Raw genomic sequence first — 16852 nt, 5'->3', positions numbered from 1 at the left:
AGTGTTGCCTTAACTTGAAGGGCAGCGTAGGATCGCCGCCATCCGGTCCTCGGACCGGACATGTGCCACAACACTGTCCTCCGGCCCCGTGCCGGTTTGAAGAGCCTGTGATCCCCGTGATCCGGGCTCTTTTTTTATCCCGCTGGTGGTTCTGGGGTCAGATCCCTTCTGCCTGCCGGCAGAAGGGATCTGACCCCCTTGGTTGGAAACGTGACCGCCCGGCTTGCCGCTGTCACGTCGCAGGCCGCAAGATGCGGGCCGGTCCGGGGAGTCCGAGTGCATGAGCGTGGCGGTGCGAGGAAGGTCTGCGCGTGGATGGGGGCTGGCGGCGATGCTGCTGCTGGCCGTTGCGGCATGCCGCGAGTCTGTGAACGATCCGGCCAGGCCAGCGGCCGAGCCGGTGGCTGCGGTGCAGGCGATGGCGTTGCGCCTGGCCGAAGATGATCTGGTCGGCTACGCAAAGCTGTCGGTACCGCCAGGCCAGTATCAGCGGCTGCAGCAGGCCTGGGCGGAGGGACACAGCCAGTGGCCGCTGACCGAGCTGCCGCTGGGGGACCAGCTGCTGCCGATGCTGGCCGCGCTGCGCAAGCCCGATGCCAGCACCGAACTGCAGCGCAGCTTCGACCGCCAGCTGGCCGGCCAGGCCAGCGCCGTGCGCCAGGCCGCGCAGTCGATGGGCAATTTCGGGGTGCAGTACCTGCGCCATCAGAAGGGCTACACGCCCGGCCAGCAGGCCCATTACATCGCCCTGGTCGAAACCCTTGCCGTTTGGGCGCAGGGCGCGCCGATCAGTGACCGCGCCCGTGCACGCAGCACCATCGCCGCGCTGGTCGGCGCGGCCGGCAAGGTCGGCTTCGATGACGAGGCTGGCCTGCAGGCGGCTGGCATGGAGGGCAGCCTGCAGCAGCTGGCGCCGTTCATCCACACCCTCAAGGCGGTGCTTGGCAGCTACGGGCTGGGCGTGGATGACGCGCTTCGCAGCGTGCGGGGCGAGCTGCTCTCGGTGGAAGGCGACAATGCGCTGGTACGCCTGCACTACGACCTGGCCGGCCGCGAGATGAGCCTGCAGCTGCCACTGAGCCGGCGCGAGGGCCACTGGTACCTGACCCGTACCCTGGCCGACACCGACGCGCTGCTGCGCAAGGCCGACGCGGCCCGCGCGGCCGCGTCGCCGGCAGCCGCTGAAGCCCCCGCCGAAGGTGGGGAAGCGGCAACGCCGCCGCCTAAGCCATAATGGCGCCGATGTCGAAACAGAACCCGCTGCCGTTCCCCGGCGAAGAATCCCAGTCGACGCCCGCCGATACGGTGCCGGCGTCCCCCTCGACCGGTACCGGCCCGAACCCGGTACCGCCGCCCGCGCACGCGCGTCCGGCCGGCCGCCGCCCGCTGTGGGCTCGCCTGCTCGGCCGTCTGGTCGAGCCGTGGCTGTCGCTGAAGATCGAACCGGAAGACCCGGGCCAGTACAACGATGGCCGCCCGGTCATGTACGTGCTGGAAGACTACGGCCTGTCCAACGCGCTGATCCTGGACAAGGCCTGCCGCCAGGCCGGCCTGCCGTCGCCGCTGGTGCCGCTGGCCGGTGACCCGACCGGCCGCAAGCGCGCCTACCTGGCGCTGTCGCGGCGCAGCTCCAGCAACTCGCTGATTCCCGAGCAGCGCGGCGCCAAGACCCACTCCGACTCGCTGGCCAAGGTCCTGCAGGCGCACCGCGTGCGCGATGACCTGGACGTGCACCTGGTGCCGGTGTCGATCTTCGTCGGCCGCGCCCCGGACAAGCAGAGCGGTTGGTTCGCGGTGCTGTTCTCGGAAAACTGGGCACTGGTCGGCCGCTTCCGTCGCCTGCTGGCGGTGCTGCTCAACGGCCGCAGCACCATCGTCCGCTTCGCCCCGCCGATCTCCCTGCGCAACACCGTGGATGAAGGCCTGGAGCCGGAGCGCACGGTGCGCAAGCTGCAGCGCGTGCTGCGTACGCACTTCCGACGCATCCGTGAATCGGTGATCGGCCCCGACCTGTCGACCCGGCGCCTGCTGGTGGACCAGGTGCTGGCCGCCGAGCCGGTACGCGAAGCGATCGCCGCACAGGCCAAGCGCGACAACTCAAAGCCGGCCGATGCCTGGAAGAAGGCACACGCCTACGCCTGGGAAATCGCTGCGGACTATTCCAGCCCGGTAGTGCGCTCGGCCAGCTTCATGCTCAGCCACGTGTGGAACCGCATCTATGCGGGCGTGCTGGTGCACCACCTGGACAAGTTCAAGGCCGCCGCGCCGGGGCACGAAGTGGTCTACGTGCCCAGCCACCGCAGCCACATGGACTACCTGCTGCTGTCCTACCTGCTGTACGACCGTGGCATCGTGCCGCCGCACATCGTGGCCGGCATCAACCTGAACCTGCCGGTGGTCGGCACCCTGCTGCGCAAGGGCGGTGCATTCTTCATCCGCCGCTCGATCCGTGGCAACGCGCTGTACTCGGCGGTGCTCAGCGAATACGTCGCGCAGCTGGTGGCCGGCGGCTACTCGCTGGAGTACTTCGTCGAAGGCGGCCGCTCGCGTACCGGCCGGCTGCTGCAGCCCAAGGGCGGCATGATCTCGATGACGCTGCGCGCGTTCCTGCGCCAGCCGCGCAAGCCGGTGCTGTTCCAGCCCATCTACATCGGCTACGAGAAGCTGATGGAAGGCGGCAGCTACCTGGACGAACTGTCCGGCCGGCCGAAGGAAAAGGAATCGATCTGGTCGCTGCTGTGGGGCATCCCCAAGGTGCTCAAGCAGAACTATGGCCAGGTGGTGGTGAACTTCGGCGAGCCGATCGCGCTGAACGACGTGCTGGCCGAGAAGGCGCCGGAGTGGAAGGGCGAGGCGGTGTCCGAGGACGAAAAGCCTGCCTGGCTGTCGACCACGGTGGACACGCTGGCCGAACGCATCCAGGTGCGCATCAATGGCGCCGCCGACGTCAACCCGATCAACCTGCTGGCGCTGGCCCTGCTGTCCACGCCGAAGCACGCGATGGGCGAGGCCGACCTGATCGCGCAGATCGAACTGTGCAAGACCCTGCTGGTCGAGATGCCGTACTCGGACCGGGTGACGGTGACGCCGCACTCGCCGGAGCGGATCATCGCCCACGCCGAGGAAATCAACGTCCTCACCCGCATCAAGCACCCGCTGGGCGATGTGCTCAGCGTCAGTGGCGACACCGCAGTGCTGCTGAGCTACTTCCGCAACAACGTGGTGCACCTGTTCACCGCCTCGTCGTGGGTGGCCTGCTGCTTCCAGAACAACCGCCGCATGAGCCGCACCGGCCTGGTCCAGCTGGGCCGTACGGTGTACCCGTTCCTCCAGGCCGAGCTGTTCCTGCCGTGGAGCGAGGACGAGTTCGCCCAGCGCATCGACCGGACCATCGATGTGTTCGTGCGCGAGGGCCTGCTGCAGAACGTCAACGATGACGACGGCGGCATCCTGGCGCGCAACACCGGGCAGACCGACGAGGTGTTCCGCCTGCGCGCGATCGGCCATTCGCTGCAGCAGGCGTTCGAGCGCTATTACATTGCCATCTCGGTGCTGGTGAAGAACGGCCCCGGCGTGCTCGGCGCTGCCGAGCTGGAAAGCCTGTGCCAGCAGGCCGCGCAGCGGCTGAGCCTGCTCTATGCGCCGGCCGCGCCGGAGTTCTTCGACAAGTCCCTGTTCCGTGGCTTCATCCAGAAGCTGCGCGAACTGCGCCTGGTGTGGCCGGACGAGAACAGCAAGCTGCTGTTCGACGAGCGCCTGGATGCCTGGGCCAAGGATGCCAAGTTCATCCTGGGCCGTGAGCTGCGCCACACCATCGAACGGGTCAGCCCGGAAGCGGCCCGCCCGGACGAGCCTGCGCCGCAGGATTGAAGGCAGCGCCGGGTCCTGCCCGGCGAACGACATGCCAACCAAGGTTGGCATCTACCGGGGCGAAGCAGTAGGTCCACGCCATGCGTGGATGGGCCACCGCTCAGGCCGGCTCGTCGGGAATCTGCAGGCTTTCCAGCCTGGCGATGCAGTCCTTCAGCTGCAGCTTGCGCCGCTTCAGGCGCTTGGACTCCAGCTCGTCCTCGCCGTTGGCGGCCATGCGGGTGATCTGTTCATCCAGCAGGCGGTGCTCGGCGCGCAGGGCGACGAGGCGCTCGACGATCTCGGCGGGGCTGTAGGTGTCCACAGCCTCCGAGCATACACAGCGATGATGACCGCCGGGAGAGGGGAATCCCGATCCCCGGCCGGGGCGGCTCCGAGCCGTTAGAATGGAACCCATGAGTGCCGTGATTTCCCTTCCCGATCCCCCACCGCGCGCCGCCCGCGATCCGCGCGTGGCCGAGCGCGAGCAGCACAAGCTGGCCAAGCGCCTGCGCCGCCAGGTCGGCGAGGCGATTGCCGACTTCGGCATGATCGAGGCCGGCGACAAGGTCATGGTGTGCCTGTCCGGCGGCAAGGACAGCTACACCCTGCTGGACGTGCTGCTGCAGCTGCAGAAGAAGGCGCCGGTGCCGTTCGAGCTGGTGGCGGTGAACCTGGACCAGAAGCAGCCGGACTTCCCCGAGCACGTGCTGCCGGAATACCTGGCAGGCCTGGGCGTGCCGTACCACATCATCGAGCAGGACACCTATTCGGTGGTCAGCCGGGTCATCCCGGAAGGCAAGACCATGTGTTCGCTGTGCTCGCGCCTGCGTCGTGGCGCGCTGTACAACTACGCCGAGACCCATGGCTTCACCAAGATCGCGCTGGGCCACCACCGCGACGACATGGTGGCCACGTTCTTCATGAACCTGTTCCACCACGCCAAGCTGTCGGGCATGCCGCCGAAGCTGCGCAGCGACGACGGCAGGCACGTGGTGATCCGGCCGCTGGCCTACGTGCGCGAGAGTGACATCGTCGAGTACGCGCAGGCACGCCGGTTCCCGATCATTCCCTGCAACCTGTGCGGCAGCCAGGAGAACCTGCAGCGCCGCCAGGTCGGCCTGATGCTGAAGCAATGGGAAAAGGACCACCCGGGCCGCATCGAGCAGATCGCGCGCGCCATGGGTGAAGTCCGGCCCTCGCAGCTGGCCGACACCACCCTGTTCGACTTCATGGCGCTGGGCCGTCGCGACGACGCGCCGCTGCCCGACGCCCATGCCTGGCTGGCCGGCTCCCCGGCCGACGCCGACGCAGATCCCGAGACGCCCACCGTTTAAGGTCGGGCGCCCTTCCTCTTCGCCATCCGGAATTCCATGTTCTTTCGCAACCTGACGTTCTTCCGTTTCCCGACCACCACCGATTTTTCCGAAGTCGACACCCTGCTGCCGCACGCCCTGCTGAAGCCGGTCGGCGCGCTGGAAATGAATTCGCGCGGCTTCATCTCGCCGTTCGGCCGCGAGGAGAAGGAACTGCTCTCCCACCGCATCGCCGAACACCTGTGGCTGACCGTGGGCGGCGAGGACAAGATCCTGCCGGCGGCGGTGGTCAACGACCTGCTCGAGCGCAAGCTGGAGGAGATCGAGGAGAAGGAAGGCCGCCGCCCGGGTGGCCGCGAGCGCAAGCGGATGAAGGACGACCTGCTGCATGAACTGCTGCCGCGCGCCTTCGTGAAGTCCTCGCGCAATGATGCCTTCATCGACCTGCAGCACGGCTACGTGGCGGTGGATACCTCCAGCCGCAAGACCGGCGAGTACTTCATGTCCGACATCCGCGGCCTGCTCGGCAGCTTCCCGGCGATGCCGCTGAACGCCGAAGTCGCACCGCGTTCGATCCTGACCGGCTGGATCGCCGGCGAGCCGCTGCCGACCGGGCTGAGCCTGGGCGAAGAGTGCGAGATGAAGGATCCGGTGGAAGGCGGCGCCGTGGTCAAGTGCCAGCACCAGGAACTGCGCTGCGACGAGATCGACAAGCACCTGGACGCCGGCAAGCAGGTGACCAAGCTGGCGCTGATCTTCGAGGACAACCTGTCCTTCGTGATCGGCGACGACCTGATCGTGCGCAAGCTGAAGTTCCTCGACGGCGCACTGGACCAGCTGGAGCATGCCGACGAAGACGGCCGCCGCGCCGAGTTCGACGCCCGCTTCGCCCTGCAGAGCGCCGAGATCCGCCGCCTGTTCCTGTTGCTGGAAGAAGCGTTCAAGCTCAGCAAGGCTGACTGAACAGGCACCCTGTGGGCCGCCGGTCATCCGGCGGCCCGAAGCAGCGCTATGCTGGGCGCATGAGCCGTCTGCTGCGCCGCCTGATCAGCCCGACCCCGCCCGCTACCGTGCAGCGCGACACCGTTCGCCTGCGCCTGGAGGATGCCGAGATCGAGGTGCTGCGCGTGCGCGATCCGCGCGCGCGCCGGATCAAGCTGAGCGTGGACGAGCGCGGCGCACGGTTGACGCTGCCGCCGCGGGCCAGCCTGGTGATGGGCGAGCGATTCCTGGAACAGCACCGCGACTGGTTGGCGCTGCAGCTGCGCCAGTACCAGAGCCAGGGCCTGCCCGCCCCGTTGCAGCCGGGCGAGGGCGGCGTGCTGCCACTGCGCGGCGACCTGTTGCCGCTGCGCTGGCAGGAAGGCCGCTATGCGCGGCTGGAGATCGACGAACACGGCGCCTGCGTGCAGTGGCCGACCCGTGCCGGCGATGCCACCCTGCGCCGCCTGCTGCGCGAGTTCTACGAAGCACAGACCCGCGCCGATGTCGGCCGCTGGCTGCCGAAGTACCTGCCCACCCTGCCACGTGCACCCAGCCGCCTGCGGCTGAAGGTGATGTCTTCGCAGTGGGGCTCGCTGGCGCCGGACGGCAGCATGGCACTGGACCTGGCACTGGTGCTGGGGCGCCCTGAAGCATTCGAGTATGTGCTGGTGCACGAACTCTGCCACCTGATCCAGCCGAATCATTCGCCCGCGTTCTGGCACGAAGTGGAACAACGTTTCCCCGCGTGGCGCGAGCAGCGCGACTACTTCCAGCTGGAAGGGCGCAGGCTGAAGGCGATGCTTCGCCAGCTGCTGTAGAGCTGAGCCGATGCTCGGCTGACGCGCGTGGCGCGGATATCCAGCCCTCGCGATCGACAGCAGCCGAGCATGGCTCGGCTCTACAAAAGCGCGCGCAGCGCGCGACCCGCTCCTGCTCTTCCTTCTTTCTTCCGTGATGGGCACACAGGAAACTGTCCGTGGCCGGGCGGGGTGGGTTGCGCAGGGGCGTGAGCCGCATGGATGCGGCGACCGAGCTTGCAAGGACGTACTTGCAGCGACCCCTGCGCAATCCACCCCGCCCGGCAGAGCACGGCTTCTGATTTGAACGACCCACCACGAGGGGCTCAGCCGTTGGCCGAAACCCTCACCCCGCCCGCAACGCCGCCGCTGCCGCCCAGCGTGCCGCCACCCGCGGCGCCGTGATGCACACCGCCTGGTCGGTCACCGTCGTCACCGCGCGCTCCAGCAGCTGGATATCGGCCTCGTGCTGGCGTGCCACATGCGGGTCCTCGAAGAAGATCGCGCGCTGGCAGCGCCCCTCCAGCACCCGGTCGGCAATCTGTGCATCGCCGCCCATCGGGCCACTCTGGTAACGCGTCACCCACGGCGTATCGCTGGGCCAACCCCGGCTCCAGGCCAGCTCGTTCAAGCGCTGCCCGGTGGTGCCCGTCGCAACGCGTTGGCCAAACCGGGCCAGCACATCGAAGTGCTCGTCAGCGAAGGCCAGCATCGCCGGCTTCATCGCATCATGCGCGATCAGCGCCAGCGTCTGCCCCTGGAAGGCATGCAGGTCGTCGGCACCGGTGTCGGCAGCCAGCCCGGCGTGGATGCGCTCCACCTCGATCCAGTCGCGTGCAGTGGCCACGGTTGAAATGAACGGCTTGCCGTGGATCACGCACTGCCGCTTGAGCGCGGTTGCTTCCGGAAACACCGAGGACGGATCGACCGGGTCGATCAGGTAGATCGCACCGTCCAGTGTCCGCTCCGGCCCCATGCCGACCACTTCGGCCACCAGCTTCATCAGGCCTCCCTCGCGCCCGTAGGGATACCGGTGCAGGCCGCCGTAGCCGGCCAGGAATCCCTGCCGTTCGATCGCATCGTGGGTGCGCCCGACCGCGTGCAGTGACACCCCCAGTTCGCGCAGGCCTGCCTCGCTGGCACGCAGCCAGCGGAACAGCGCCGCGCGCGCATCGTGGTGATGGAGACGGTTGGCAGCCAGGCCGATACGCATCGAGCGCTCCGTAGGACGGGTAGAAGCGGCAGTGTATGTCGGCATTCGCCGATGCGGATGCTTTTCCAATTTTTCTCATTGTCGCGGAAGCCTGCCTCGCTAGCGTGGCTGGCAGCGGTACCGCTGCGCGGCCGTGGTTCCTGCCCGCGAAATGAGGACGTCTACCGTGAATGTCGCCGGCCGCCGCGCCGTCGCCGCCGTCATGGCATCGCTGTTGCTGCCCGGCATCGCCGCTGCATCCGGTTGTACGGGCCCCCTGCAGGTGGCATGGCGCTCCGACCGGCCGCCCCTGTCATACAGCCAGCAGGGCGAGGTTGCGGGACTGGCCGCGGATTACCTGCCGCTGCTGGGCATGCAGGCGGCGCAGCATGCGAAGCCGTTGCCTGCGACGGTACTTACCGAGGGAGCACTGCCGGCCGGCACCCAGGTGCTGCTGGGCTGGCCGCGCGCACAGCTGCCGACAGGCTGGGTGGCCAGCAGGGCCTACCTGGAGGTGCCGCAGGTGATCGTGCGGCGCGAGGGCGCCGCTGCGGTGCTGGGGCTGGAGGGCCTGCGTGGCCGCAGCGTGGCCAGCCCGGACCGGCTGCCGCTGGAGCCATTGCTGGCCGAGCAGGCCCCGGGGGCGCAGCTGCTGGCCCCTGCGCCGCTGGACCACGCGCTGTCACTGCTGCGTGCCGGGCTGGTCGACGCCGTGGTCGCCAATCTCGCTGAACTGGAGGCCGCGCTCCGCGCGGAGCCAGGCGATGCTGTGGTGATCGCGGCACCCGCGGGCTTCGGCGATGCACTGGTACTCGCGGCCGTGCCGGCCTGTGCCGAGGTGGTCGCTGCTTTCGACCAGCGGCTCCTGCAGGAGAGCGATGCACGTCGCGCGTCGAGCCGCAGCGCCTGGCTGCCGGACCGGCCACGCGCGCGGCTCACCGGTTCGGCGCTGCGCTGGCTGGTGCCGGCGTCGCTGATCCTGCTCGCGCTCGTGCTGCTGCATGCCTTCGGCTACTGGCGCGTGCATCGCGAGAGCGTGCGCCGCCGCGTGCTGGAGCAGCGGTTGCACGACGTCACCGCGAACCTGCCGGCGGTGGTCTACCAGGCCCGCCGTTCGGCAACCGGCCACTACAGCCTGGCGCAGATCGCCGGTGACGTGCAGGCGTTGTTCGGCGTAAGCGTGGAGACTGCGCGGATCGACCATCTGCAACTGCTGGCCGCGGTGCATGCCGACGACCGCAGCCGGGTGATGGCGTGCATCGAAGCGGCCGCGCTGGTGCGCGGTCCCATCGACGTTACGTTCCGCACCCGGTCGGCGCAGGGCTGGCGCTGGGTCCGCTCACAGGGACGACCGCTGCAGTGCGATGACAGCAGCGTGGAGTGGAGCGGCTACTGGTTGGATGTCAGTGAAGCACAGGCGCGTGCAGTAGCGCTGGCCGAGGCACGCCGCGCGGCCGAGCAGGCGGCGCTGGCCAAGAGCCATTTCCTGGCGACCATGAGCCACCAGATCCGCACGCCGATGAGTACCCTGCTGGGCATGCTGGAGCGATTGGCTGCCAGTGACCTGGATGCGGGCCAGCGGCAGGTGCTGACCACCGTGGGTGATGCCGCGCAGATGCTGCGACAGATCCTGGACGATGTGCTGCACAGCCAGCGCCTGCAGCCAGCGCCACTGCAGCTGCGGCCGACCGATCTTGCGGCGCTGGTGCGCGCGGTGCAGCAGCTGTTGATGCCCGTCGCGGCCAGCCGCGGCCTGCACCTGCACAGCGAGATCGACCCCATGCTGCAGCAGTGGTCGCTGGCCGATGGGCTGCGCCTGCGCCAGGTCCTGTTCAACCTGGCCGGTAATGCACTCAAGTTCACTCTGCAGGGAAGCGTGGTGCTGCAGGCCCATGTGCTGCAGCAGCGCGATGGCGGGCAGCGGTTGCGCCTGCAGGTGACCGATACGGGCGTGGGCATCAGCATGGAGCGGCAACAGGCGGTATTCGCTGCCTACGAGCAGGCCGAGACCTCGACCACGCGCCGCTTTGGTGGCAGTGGGCTGGGCCTGTCGATCTGCCGCGAGCTGGCGGCATCGATGGGGGGCCAGCTGCACCTGCGCAGCGCGCCGGGCAAGGGAACCACCGTATGGCTGGAACTGGTGCTGGCGGCCTCTGCGGCACCGACGGTGGTACCGGTGCTCACGACGGCCGTGCAACGGCCGCTGCCGCCGGCGCGGGCACTGGTTGTTGAAGACCATCCGACCAACCTGCAGTTGCTGGTACAGCGCCTGCGCGAGCTGGGGCTGCAGGTACACGCCTGCGACGACGGCCAGCAGGCATGGGAGGCCTGGCAGGCGCAGCCCTTTGATCTGGTCATCACCGACTGCCATATGCCGCACATGGACGGCTTCGCGCTGGCACGGGCGATCCGTGGCGATACCTGTGCCATCCGTGCGCAGGTGCCGATCGTCGCGCTGACTGCCAGTGTGCTGGAACGCACACGCGAGGCCTGCCGTGATGCGGGCATCAACCATTTCCTGGCCAAGCCGGTGGCGCCGTGCGAACTGCGCGCGCTGCTGGAGGAGCTGCTGTTGCCGGACTCAGTGCGCCAGTAGGCGGACGATGCTGGCAGCGGCATCGCGGCCTTCGGCCACGGCGGTCACCACCAGGTCTGCACCGCGTACCGCGTCGCCACCGGCGAACAGGCGTGGATGCGCGGTCTGGAACGGCAGGCGATCCTTGCCCCCGGCGACGATGCGGCCGTTGGGCTGGCCTTCCACCCCCAGGTCCGCCAGCCACGCCGGCACGCTCGGCGAGAAGCCGAAGGCGATGATCACCACGTCCGCTTCCAGCAGGGATTCACTGCCTTCGATCGGCACGGCGTTCTGGCGGCCATTGGCATCGGGTTCGCCCAGCCGGGTTTCGACCACGGTCACGCCGATCACTTCATCGTCGGCGCCGGCTTCGATCGACAGCGGTTGGCGGTTGAACAGGAAGCGCACGCCCTCTTCGCGCGCATTGGCCACTTCGCGAGCGCTGCCGGGCATGTTGGCTTCGTCGCGCCGGTAGGCGCAGGTGACCTTGGCCGCGCCGAGGCGCACCGCGCTGCGCACGCAGTCCATGCCGGTATCGCCACCACCGAGCACCACCACCCGCTTGCCGTTGAGGTCGGGCAGGGCGATGGTGTCTTCCCAGCCGGCAATCGGCCGGCCCTTCGGGTCATCGCCGCCGACGATGCGGCTGTTCTGCACCAGGAACGGCAGCGCCGGCAGCACGCCCTTCAGGTCCTGGCCGTCGAGGCCACCATCGGTGTAGCGGTAGGCGCCGGTACCGATGAACACCGCATCGTGGGTGTCCAGCAGCTGCTGCACGCTGAGGTCGCGGCCGATCTCCACGCCGAGGCGGAACTGCACGCCCATGCCCTCCAACACGTCGCGGCGCCGGTGGATCACGTCCTTGTCCAGCTTGAAGCTGGGAATGCCGAACTGCAGCAGGCCGCCGATCTGCTCGTAGCGGTCATAGACCACCGCGGCAATGCCGGCGCGGGCCAGGCGGTCGGCGCAGGCCAGGCCCGCGGGACCGGCCCCGATCACCGCCACGCTGCGGCCGGTCGGCTGCACCGCGCCCAGGTCAGGGCGCCAGCCGCTGGCCAGCGCGGTATCGACGATGTACTTCTCCACCGCACCGATGGTGACCGCACCGAACTCTTCCAGCGTGCAGCTGCCCTCGCACAGGCGATCCTGCGGGCAGACCCGGCCGCACACCTCTGGGAGCGGGTTGGTGCTGTGGCACAGCGTGGCGGCTTCGTGGATGCGGTTCTCCTGCACCAGCTGCAGCCACTGCGGAATGGCGTTGTGCACCGGGCACTTCCAGCTGCAGTACGGGTTGCCGCAGTCCAGGCAGCGGCCCGCCTGGTACTGGGCGTCCTCCTTGCCGAACTTTCCGTACAGCTCGCCCCAGTCGCCGGACGTGCGCAGTTCCACCGGGATGCGCTGCGGCATGGTGCGGGGCAGGTCGAGGAACTGGAAGGCGTGCTTGCGGCTCATGGCGGGCTCTGGAATGCGGGAGGGAACGTTGCCGGCCAGCGGCCGGCACTACCGGAAAACATCACGCGGCGCGTCGCAGGGTTTCGGTCAGCGACTCGATGCTGGCGGCCTTGGGTTTGACCAGCCAGAACTTGCCGATGTAATCGCGGAACTCGTCCAGGATCTGTTGTGCCCAGATGCTGCCGGTCAGCTCGCGATGGCGGCCGATCAGGCGGTGCAGGTGCTGGCGGTAGTTCTCGAAGCCTTCGGCGGACACGCGATGGATGTCGATCAGCTCGTGGTTGTAGCGGTCGACGAAATCACGGTCCACGTCCAGTACGTAGGCCAGGCCGCCGGTGAAGCCGGCGCCGAAGTTCAGCCCGACCTTGCCCAGCACCAGCACCACGCCATCGGTCATGTACTCGCAGCAGTGGTCACCGGCACCTTCGACCACGGCCAGTGCGCCGGAATTGCGCACCGCGAAGCGCTCGCCGGCGCGGCCGGCAGCGAACAGCTCACCGCCGGTGGCACCGTAAAGGCAGGTGTTGCCGATGATGGCGGTGCTGCGTGCCTCGAAGCGCGCGCCACGCGGCGGCCGCACCACCAGCCGGCCGCCAGCCATGCCCTTGCCGACGTAATCGTTGGCTTCGCCTTCCACTTCCAGGTGCAGGCCACCGACATTGAAGGCGCCGAAGCTCTGCCCGGCGCTGCCACGGAAGCGCAGTTCCAGCGGTGCCTCGGCCATGCCCTGGTTGCCGTGCGCGCGTGCCACCGCACCCGCCAGGCGGGTACCGATGCTGCGGTCGGTGTTGTGGATCAGGAAGCGATGCTCGCCGCCGCGCTTGTGCTCGATGGCCGGGGCCAGCAGGCCATCCATCTGCGTGGCCAGGCTGTCCGGCGATTCGTACAGGCGCTGCGCGGCGCAGTGGCTGCCCTCGTAGCGGCTGTCGGCCAGCAGGCGCGACAGGTCCACGCGCACGCCGTCGCGCGGCGCGGATTCGATCTGGCGCAGCAGGTCGGTACGGCCGACGATCTCTTCCAGCGAACGCGCGCCCAGGTAGGACAGCCAGCCACGCACTTCCTCGGCCAGCAGCCGGAAGAAGTTCTCCACGCGCTCGGGCTGCCCGGTGAAGTGGTTCTCGCGCAGGCGCTCGTCCTGGGTGGCCACGCCGGTGGCACAGTTGTTGAGGTGGCAGATGCGCAGGTACTTGCAGCCCAGCACGATCATCGGCGCGGTGCCGAAGCCGAAGCTGTCGGCGCCCAGCAATGCGGCCTTGACCACGTCCAGCCCGGTCTTCAGGCCGCCATCGGTCTGCAGCAGGGTACGGCCGCGCAGGTCGTTGGCGAGCAGCGCCTGGTGCGCCTCGGCCACGCCCAGCTCCCACGGCACGCCGGCATAGCGGATCGAGCTGACCGGCGAGGCACCGGTGCCGCCATCATGGCCGGAGATGGTGATCAGGTCCGCACCGGCCTTGACCACGCCCGCCGCAATCGTTCCGACGCCGGCATGGCTGACCAGCTTCACCGACACCAGCGCGGTCGGGTTGACCTGCTTGAGGTCGTAGATCAGCTGCGCCAGGTCCTCGATCGAATAGATGTCGTGATGCGGCGGCGGCGAAATCAGACCGATGCCCGGGCGCGCATAGCGCAGCCGCGCGATCAGTTCGTTGACCTTGTGCCCGGGCAGCTGGCCACCCTCGCCGGGCTTGGCACCCTGCGCGACCTTGATCTGCAGCACCTCGGCATTGACCAGGTACTCGGCGGTCACGCCGAAGCGCCCGGAGGCCACCTGCTTGATCTTGCTGCGCCTGGCGGTGCCATAGCGTGCGGGGTCTTCACCGCCTTCGCCGGAATTGCTGCGGCCCCCCAGGCGATTCATCGCAATCGCCAGCGCTTCATGCGCTTCCGGTGACAGGGCACCGAGGCTGATCGCCGCGGTATCGAAGCGCGGGAACAGTTCGCTGGCCGGGGCCACTTCATCGAGCGGTGCGGGCGTGGCGGCAGGGACCAGTTCCAGCAGGTCACGCAGTGCCGAGGGCGGGCGCGCATGCACCGCATCGCAGTACTGCTGCCAGGCACGCGGATCGCCGCTGCGCGCCGCGCGCTGCAGGGTGGTGACCACGTCCGGGTTGTACATGTGGTACTCGCCGCCGTGCACGTACTTCAGCAGGCCGCCGACATCCACGTCCTGCTGCGCGTCCCACGCCTGCGCGCACAGCTCGCGCGCGTCGGCATCCAGGCGCGCGAAACCCGCGCCACCGATGCGCGAAGCGGTATCCGGGAAGCACAGATCGACGACCTCCGGTTCCAGGCCGATGATCTCGAACAGCTGCGCGCCGCGGTAGCTGGCCACGGTACAGATGCCCATCTTCGAGATGATCTTCGACAGCCCCTTGTAGACGCCCTTGCGGTAGCGGCGGCCGATCTGCGACTGCTCACCGCCCTTGCTGAGCTTGAGGATGCCGCGACGGCCCAGGTCGAACAGGGTCTGGTAGGCCAGGTACGGATACACCGCCGTGGCGCCGAAGCCGAGCAGGCAGGCCATGTGGTGCGGGTCGCGCGCGGTGCCGGTCTCGACGATGAGATTCACGTCGCAGCGCAGGCCCAGCCGCGAGAGGTGGTGGTGGATGGCGCTGGTGGCCAGCAGCGCATGCACCATCGGCCGCCCGGCCACCGGGTAGCGGTCGGACAGCAGCAGCATCACCATGCCGTCGCGCGCGGCCTGTTCGGCCTCGGCGCAGATGCGCTCGATGCCGGCACGCAGACCCTCGTCTTCGCTGTAGGACAGGTCGAGCAGGCGGTTGGCCTGCACGTACTGCTCCATCTTCAGCAGCTGGCGCAGCTTGCGCTGGCTGAGCACCGGCGAATTGAGGATGACGTGGTTCACCGTCTCCGGACCGGCATGGAAGATGTTGGTCTCCTTGCCGAGCTGGGTGGACAGGGACATCGCGCAGTCTTCGCGCAGCGGATCGATCGGCGGGTTGGTGACCTGCGCGAAGGCCTGGCGGAAATAGTCGTACAGCGGGCGGCTGCGCTGGCTCAGCACCGCCATCGGCGTGTCGTCGCCCATCGAGCCGGTGGCTTCCTGCTCGGTCTCGGCCAGCGGCCGCAGCACCTGCTCCACTTCCTCGCTGCTGAGCTGGTACAGCTTGTGGTAGCTGCGCAGGGTGGCTTCGTCGAACGGCTCTTCCACCAGCGACGGGTCGATCAGTTCGGTCTGCAGGTAGGTCACGCCCTGCTGCAGCCACTGCTTGTAGGGCGCGCGGCCGCGGTTGATGCGGTCGACCGCATCGGAGTCGAGCAGGTCGCCGCGCTTGAGGTCGATCGCGATCATTTCGCCGGGGCCGAGCTTGCCCTTGCGCACCACCCGCTCGGTGGGCACTTCCCACACGCCCGCTTCAGAGGCAACCAGGAAGTGGCGGTCGGCGGTCAGCATCCAGCGTGCCGGGCGCAGGCCGTTGCGGTCGAGGGTGCAGACGGCGTAGCGGCTGTCGCAGGCAACGATGCCGGCCGGGCCATCCCACGGCTCGCTGTTCAGGCCGTGGAACTCGTAGAACGCGGCCAGGTCCGGGTCCTTGAACTCCAGCGACTGGGTGGCCGGCGGCACCAGGATGCGCAGCGCCTGGATCAGCTCCATGCCACCGGCGACCATCAGTTCCAGCATGTTGTCCAGGCTCTGCGAGTCCGAGCCGTGCATGGAGATCACCGGGTCGAATTCGGCGATGTCGAAGCGCGGCGTCTTCCACACCTTGCTGCGCGCCTGGGCCCAGCGGCGGTTGCCTTCGATGGTGTTGATCTCGCCATTGTGGGCGAGCATCCGGAACGGGTGGGCAAGCGGCCAGCGCGGCAGCGTGTTGGTCGAGAAGCGCTGGTGGAACACGATCGCGCTGGAGGCCAGTTCGCGCCGCTGCAGGTCCGGATAGAAGCGGCTGAGCTTGTCCGGCAGCACCATGCCCTTGTAGCTGATCGCATCGGGGGTGAGGGTGGTGACGTAGAAATCAGCGTGATCGCGCAGCTGCTGCTCGCTGCGGCGACGGGCCAGGAACAGCGCCAGCGCGAAGCCGGCATCGTCCTGGCCGACACCGGCATCGACGAACACCTGTTCGATGCGCGGCAGGGTATCGCGCGCCAGCTGGCCGCAGACGCTGTCATCGGTGGGTACCTCGCGCCAGCCGGCGACCTTGCAGCCGACCGCTTCCACCTGCGCCTGCAGCTGGGTACGGCAGGCGTCGGCGGCCTCGGTGTCGTGCGGCAGGAACACCAGGCCGGCAGCGAAGCGCGCGGCGGTGGTGATGCCGGCTTCGCTGGCCAGCAGTTTCAGGAATGCATCGGGGCGGCGCAGCAGCAGGCCACAGCCATCGCCGGTCAGGCCATCGGCGGCGACGCCGCCACGGTGGGTCATGCGCGAAAGCGCGGCGATGGCGGTATCAACCAACAGGCGCGAAGGTTGATCGTCGAGCTGGGCGACCATGCCAAATCCACAGGCATCGCGCTCGGAGCGCGGGTCGTAAAGCCCTTGGCGGTTGCGGGGGGCCATCTCTACCTCGATGCGTATAGGGTTGGCGGCGACACTCGTCCCCGCTCATTCCCTGGAGCGCATCGTGAGGCCACCGGATGCCTCGACTAGATCACAGGTTGCTGCAGCGCCGCAATACACGGTTGCAGGTGCAACAGAACGCGCCGGCAACCCCGTGCCGGCGCGGGGTCG

Annotated in this window: 10 protein-coding genes; 6 read left to right on the top strand and 4 right to left on the bottom strand. The window is 68.5% G+C overall.

Going from position 1 to position 16852, the window contains the following annotated elements:
• The first annotated feature begins 280 nt into the window (after positions 1 to 280).
• Together AC5P7I_RS16375 and plsB are read left to right on the top strand one after the other, a co-directional pair.
• Positions 281 to 1234: a hypothetical protein gene (locus tag AC5P7I_RS16375; RefSeq protein WP_014645453.1), complete on the top strand. Its 954-nt coding sequence runs from the start codon at positions 281 to 283 to the stop codon at positions 1232 to 1234.
• Positions 1234 to 3870: a glycerol-3-phosphate 1-O-acyltransferase PlsB gene (plsB, locus tag AC5P7I_RS16370; protein WP_032962379.1), complete on the top strand. Its 2637-nt coding sequence runs from the start codon at positions 1234 to 1236 to the stop codon at positions 3868 to 3870. The genes AC5P7I_RS16375 and plsB overlap by 1 nt, the downstream gene beginning before the upstream one ends.
• Positions 3871 to 3970: 100 nt before the next feature.
• Here plsB and AC5P7I_RS16365 read toward each other — a convergent pair whose 3' ends face one another.
• A complete protein-coding gene (locus tag AC5P7I_RS16365; protein WP_032962381.1) occupies positions 3971 to 4174 on the bottom strand; it encodes a YdcH family protein in 204 nt (67 codons plus the stop codon).
• A gap of 91 nt (positions 4175 to 4265) precedes the next feature.
• Here AC5P7I_RS16365 and ttcA point away from each other — a divergent pair, with 91 nt between their 5' ends.
• Genes ttcA through AC5P7I_RS16350 form a run of 3 tightly spaced genes read left to right on the top strand, consistent with a single transcriptional unit; the run spans position 4266 to position 6967 of the window.
• Positions 4266 to 5186 (top strand): tRNA 2-thiocytidine(32) synthetase TtcA, encoded by a 921-nt coding sequence (gene ttcA, locus AC5P7I_RS16360; RefSeq protein WP_032962383.1) that lies wholly within the window; start codon positions 4266 to 4268, stop codon positions 5184 to 5186.
• A 36-nt stretch (positions 5187 to 5222) separates the two neighbouring features.
• Positions 5223 to 6128: a recombination-associated protein RdgC gene (locus tag AC5P7I_RS16355; protein ID WP_005411825.1), complete on the top strand. Its 906-nt coding sequence runs from the start codon at positions 5223 to 5225 to the stop codon at positions 6126 to 6128.
• A gap of 59 nt (positions 6129 to 6187) precedes the next feature.
• On the top strand, positions 6188 to 6967 hold the full coding sequence (locus tag AC5P7I_RS16350; RefSeq protein WP_262087904.1) for a M48 family metallopeptidase: 780 nt from the start codon (positions 6188 to 6190) through the stop codon (positions 6965 to 6967).
• A 325-nt stretch (positions 6968 to 7292) separates the two neighbouring features.
• Here AC5P7I_RS16350 and AC5P7I_RS16345 read toward each other — a convergent pair whose 3' ends face one another.
• On the bottom strand, positions 7293 to 8159 hold the full coding sequence (locus AC5P7I_RS16345) for a methylglyoxal synthase (protein WP_014035467.1): 867 nt from the start codon (positions 8157 to 8159) through the stop codon (positions 7293 to 7295).
• A 166-nt stretch (positions 8160 to 8325) separates the two neighbouring features.
• Between AC5P7I_RS16345 and AC5P7I_RS16340 the strand changes: the two genes are divergently transcribed.
• Positions 8326 to 10734, top strand: coding sequence for an ATP-binding protein (locus AC5P7I_RS16340; protein WP_262087905.1), 2409 nt, complete (start codon positions 8326 to 8328; stop codon positions 10732 to 10734).
• Here the strand turns inward: AC5P7I_RS16340 and AC5P7I_RS16335 are convergent.
• A complete protein-coding gene (locus tag AC5P7I_RS16335; protein WP_032962391.1) occupies positions 10720 to 12165 on the bottom strand; it encodes an FAD-dependent oxidoreductase in 1446 nt (481 codons plus the stop codon). The genes AC5P7I_RS16340 and AC5P7I_RS16335 overlap by 15 nt on opposite strands.
• 61 nt (positions 12166 to 12226) lie before the next feature.
• Positions 12227 to 16681 carry a glutamate synthase large subunit gene (gene gltB / locus AC5P7I_RS16330; protein ID WP_069118198.1) on the bottom strand — a complete coding sequence of 1485 codons (4455 nt, stop codon included), beginning with the start codon at positions 16679 to 16681 and terminating at the stop codon, positions 12227 to 12229.
• Positions 16682 to 16852: the final 171 nt, after the last annotated feature.

The sequence above is a fragment of the Stenotrophomonas sp. YJH_SMC_138 genome (assembly GCF_059369855.1).
This window is presented reverse-complemented; position numbering and strand designations above follow the sequence as displayed.

Coding starts and splice junctions, on each gene's coding strand:
- AC5P7I_RS16345 (WP_014035467.1), bottom strand. CDS start 8,159: ATGCGTATCGGCCTGGCTGCCAACCGTCTCCATCACCACGATGCGCGC.
- gltB (WP_069118198.1), bottom strand. CDS start 16,681: ATGGCCCCCCGCAACCGCCAAGGGCTTTACGACCCGCGCTCCGAGCGC.
- ttcA (WP_032962383.1), top strand. CDS start 4,266: ATGAGTGCCGTGATTTCCCTTCCCGATCCCCCACCGCGCGCCGCCCGC.
- plsB (WP_032962379.1), top strand. CDS start 1,234: ATGGCGCCGATGTCGAAACAGAACCCGCTGCCGTTCCCCGGCGAAGAA.
- AC5P7I_RS16375 (WP_014645453.1), top strand. CDS start 281: ATGAGCGTGGCGGTGCGAGGAAGGTCTGCGCGTGGATGGGGGCTGGCG.
- AC5P7I_RS16350 (WP_262087904.1), top strand. CDS start 6,188: ATGAGCCGTCTGCTGCGCCGCCTGATCAGCCCGACCCCGCCCGCTACC.
- AC5P7I_RS16355 (WP_005411825.1), top strand. CDS start 5,223: ATGTTCTTTCGCAACCTGACGTTCTTCCGTTTCCCGACCACCACCGAT.
- AC5P7I_RS16335 (WP_032962391.1), bottom strand. CDS start 12,165: ATGAGCCGCAAGCACGCCTTCCAGTTCCTCGACCTGCCCCGCACCATG.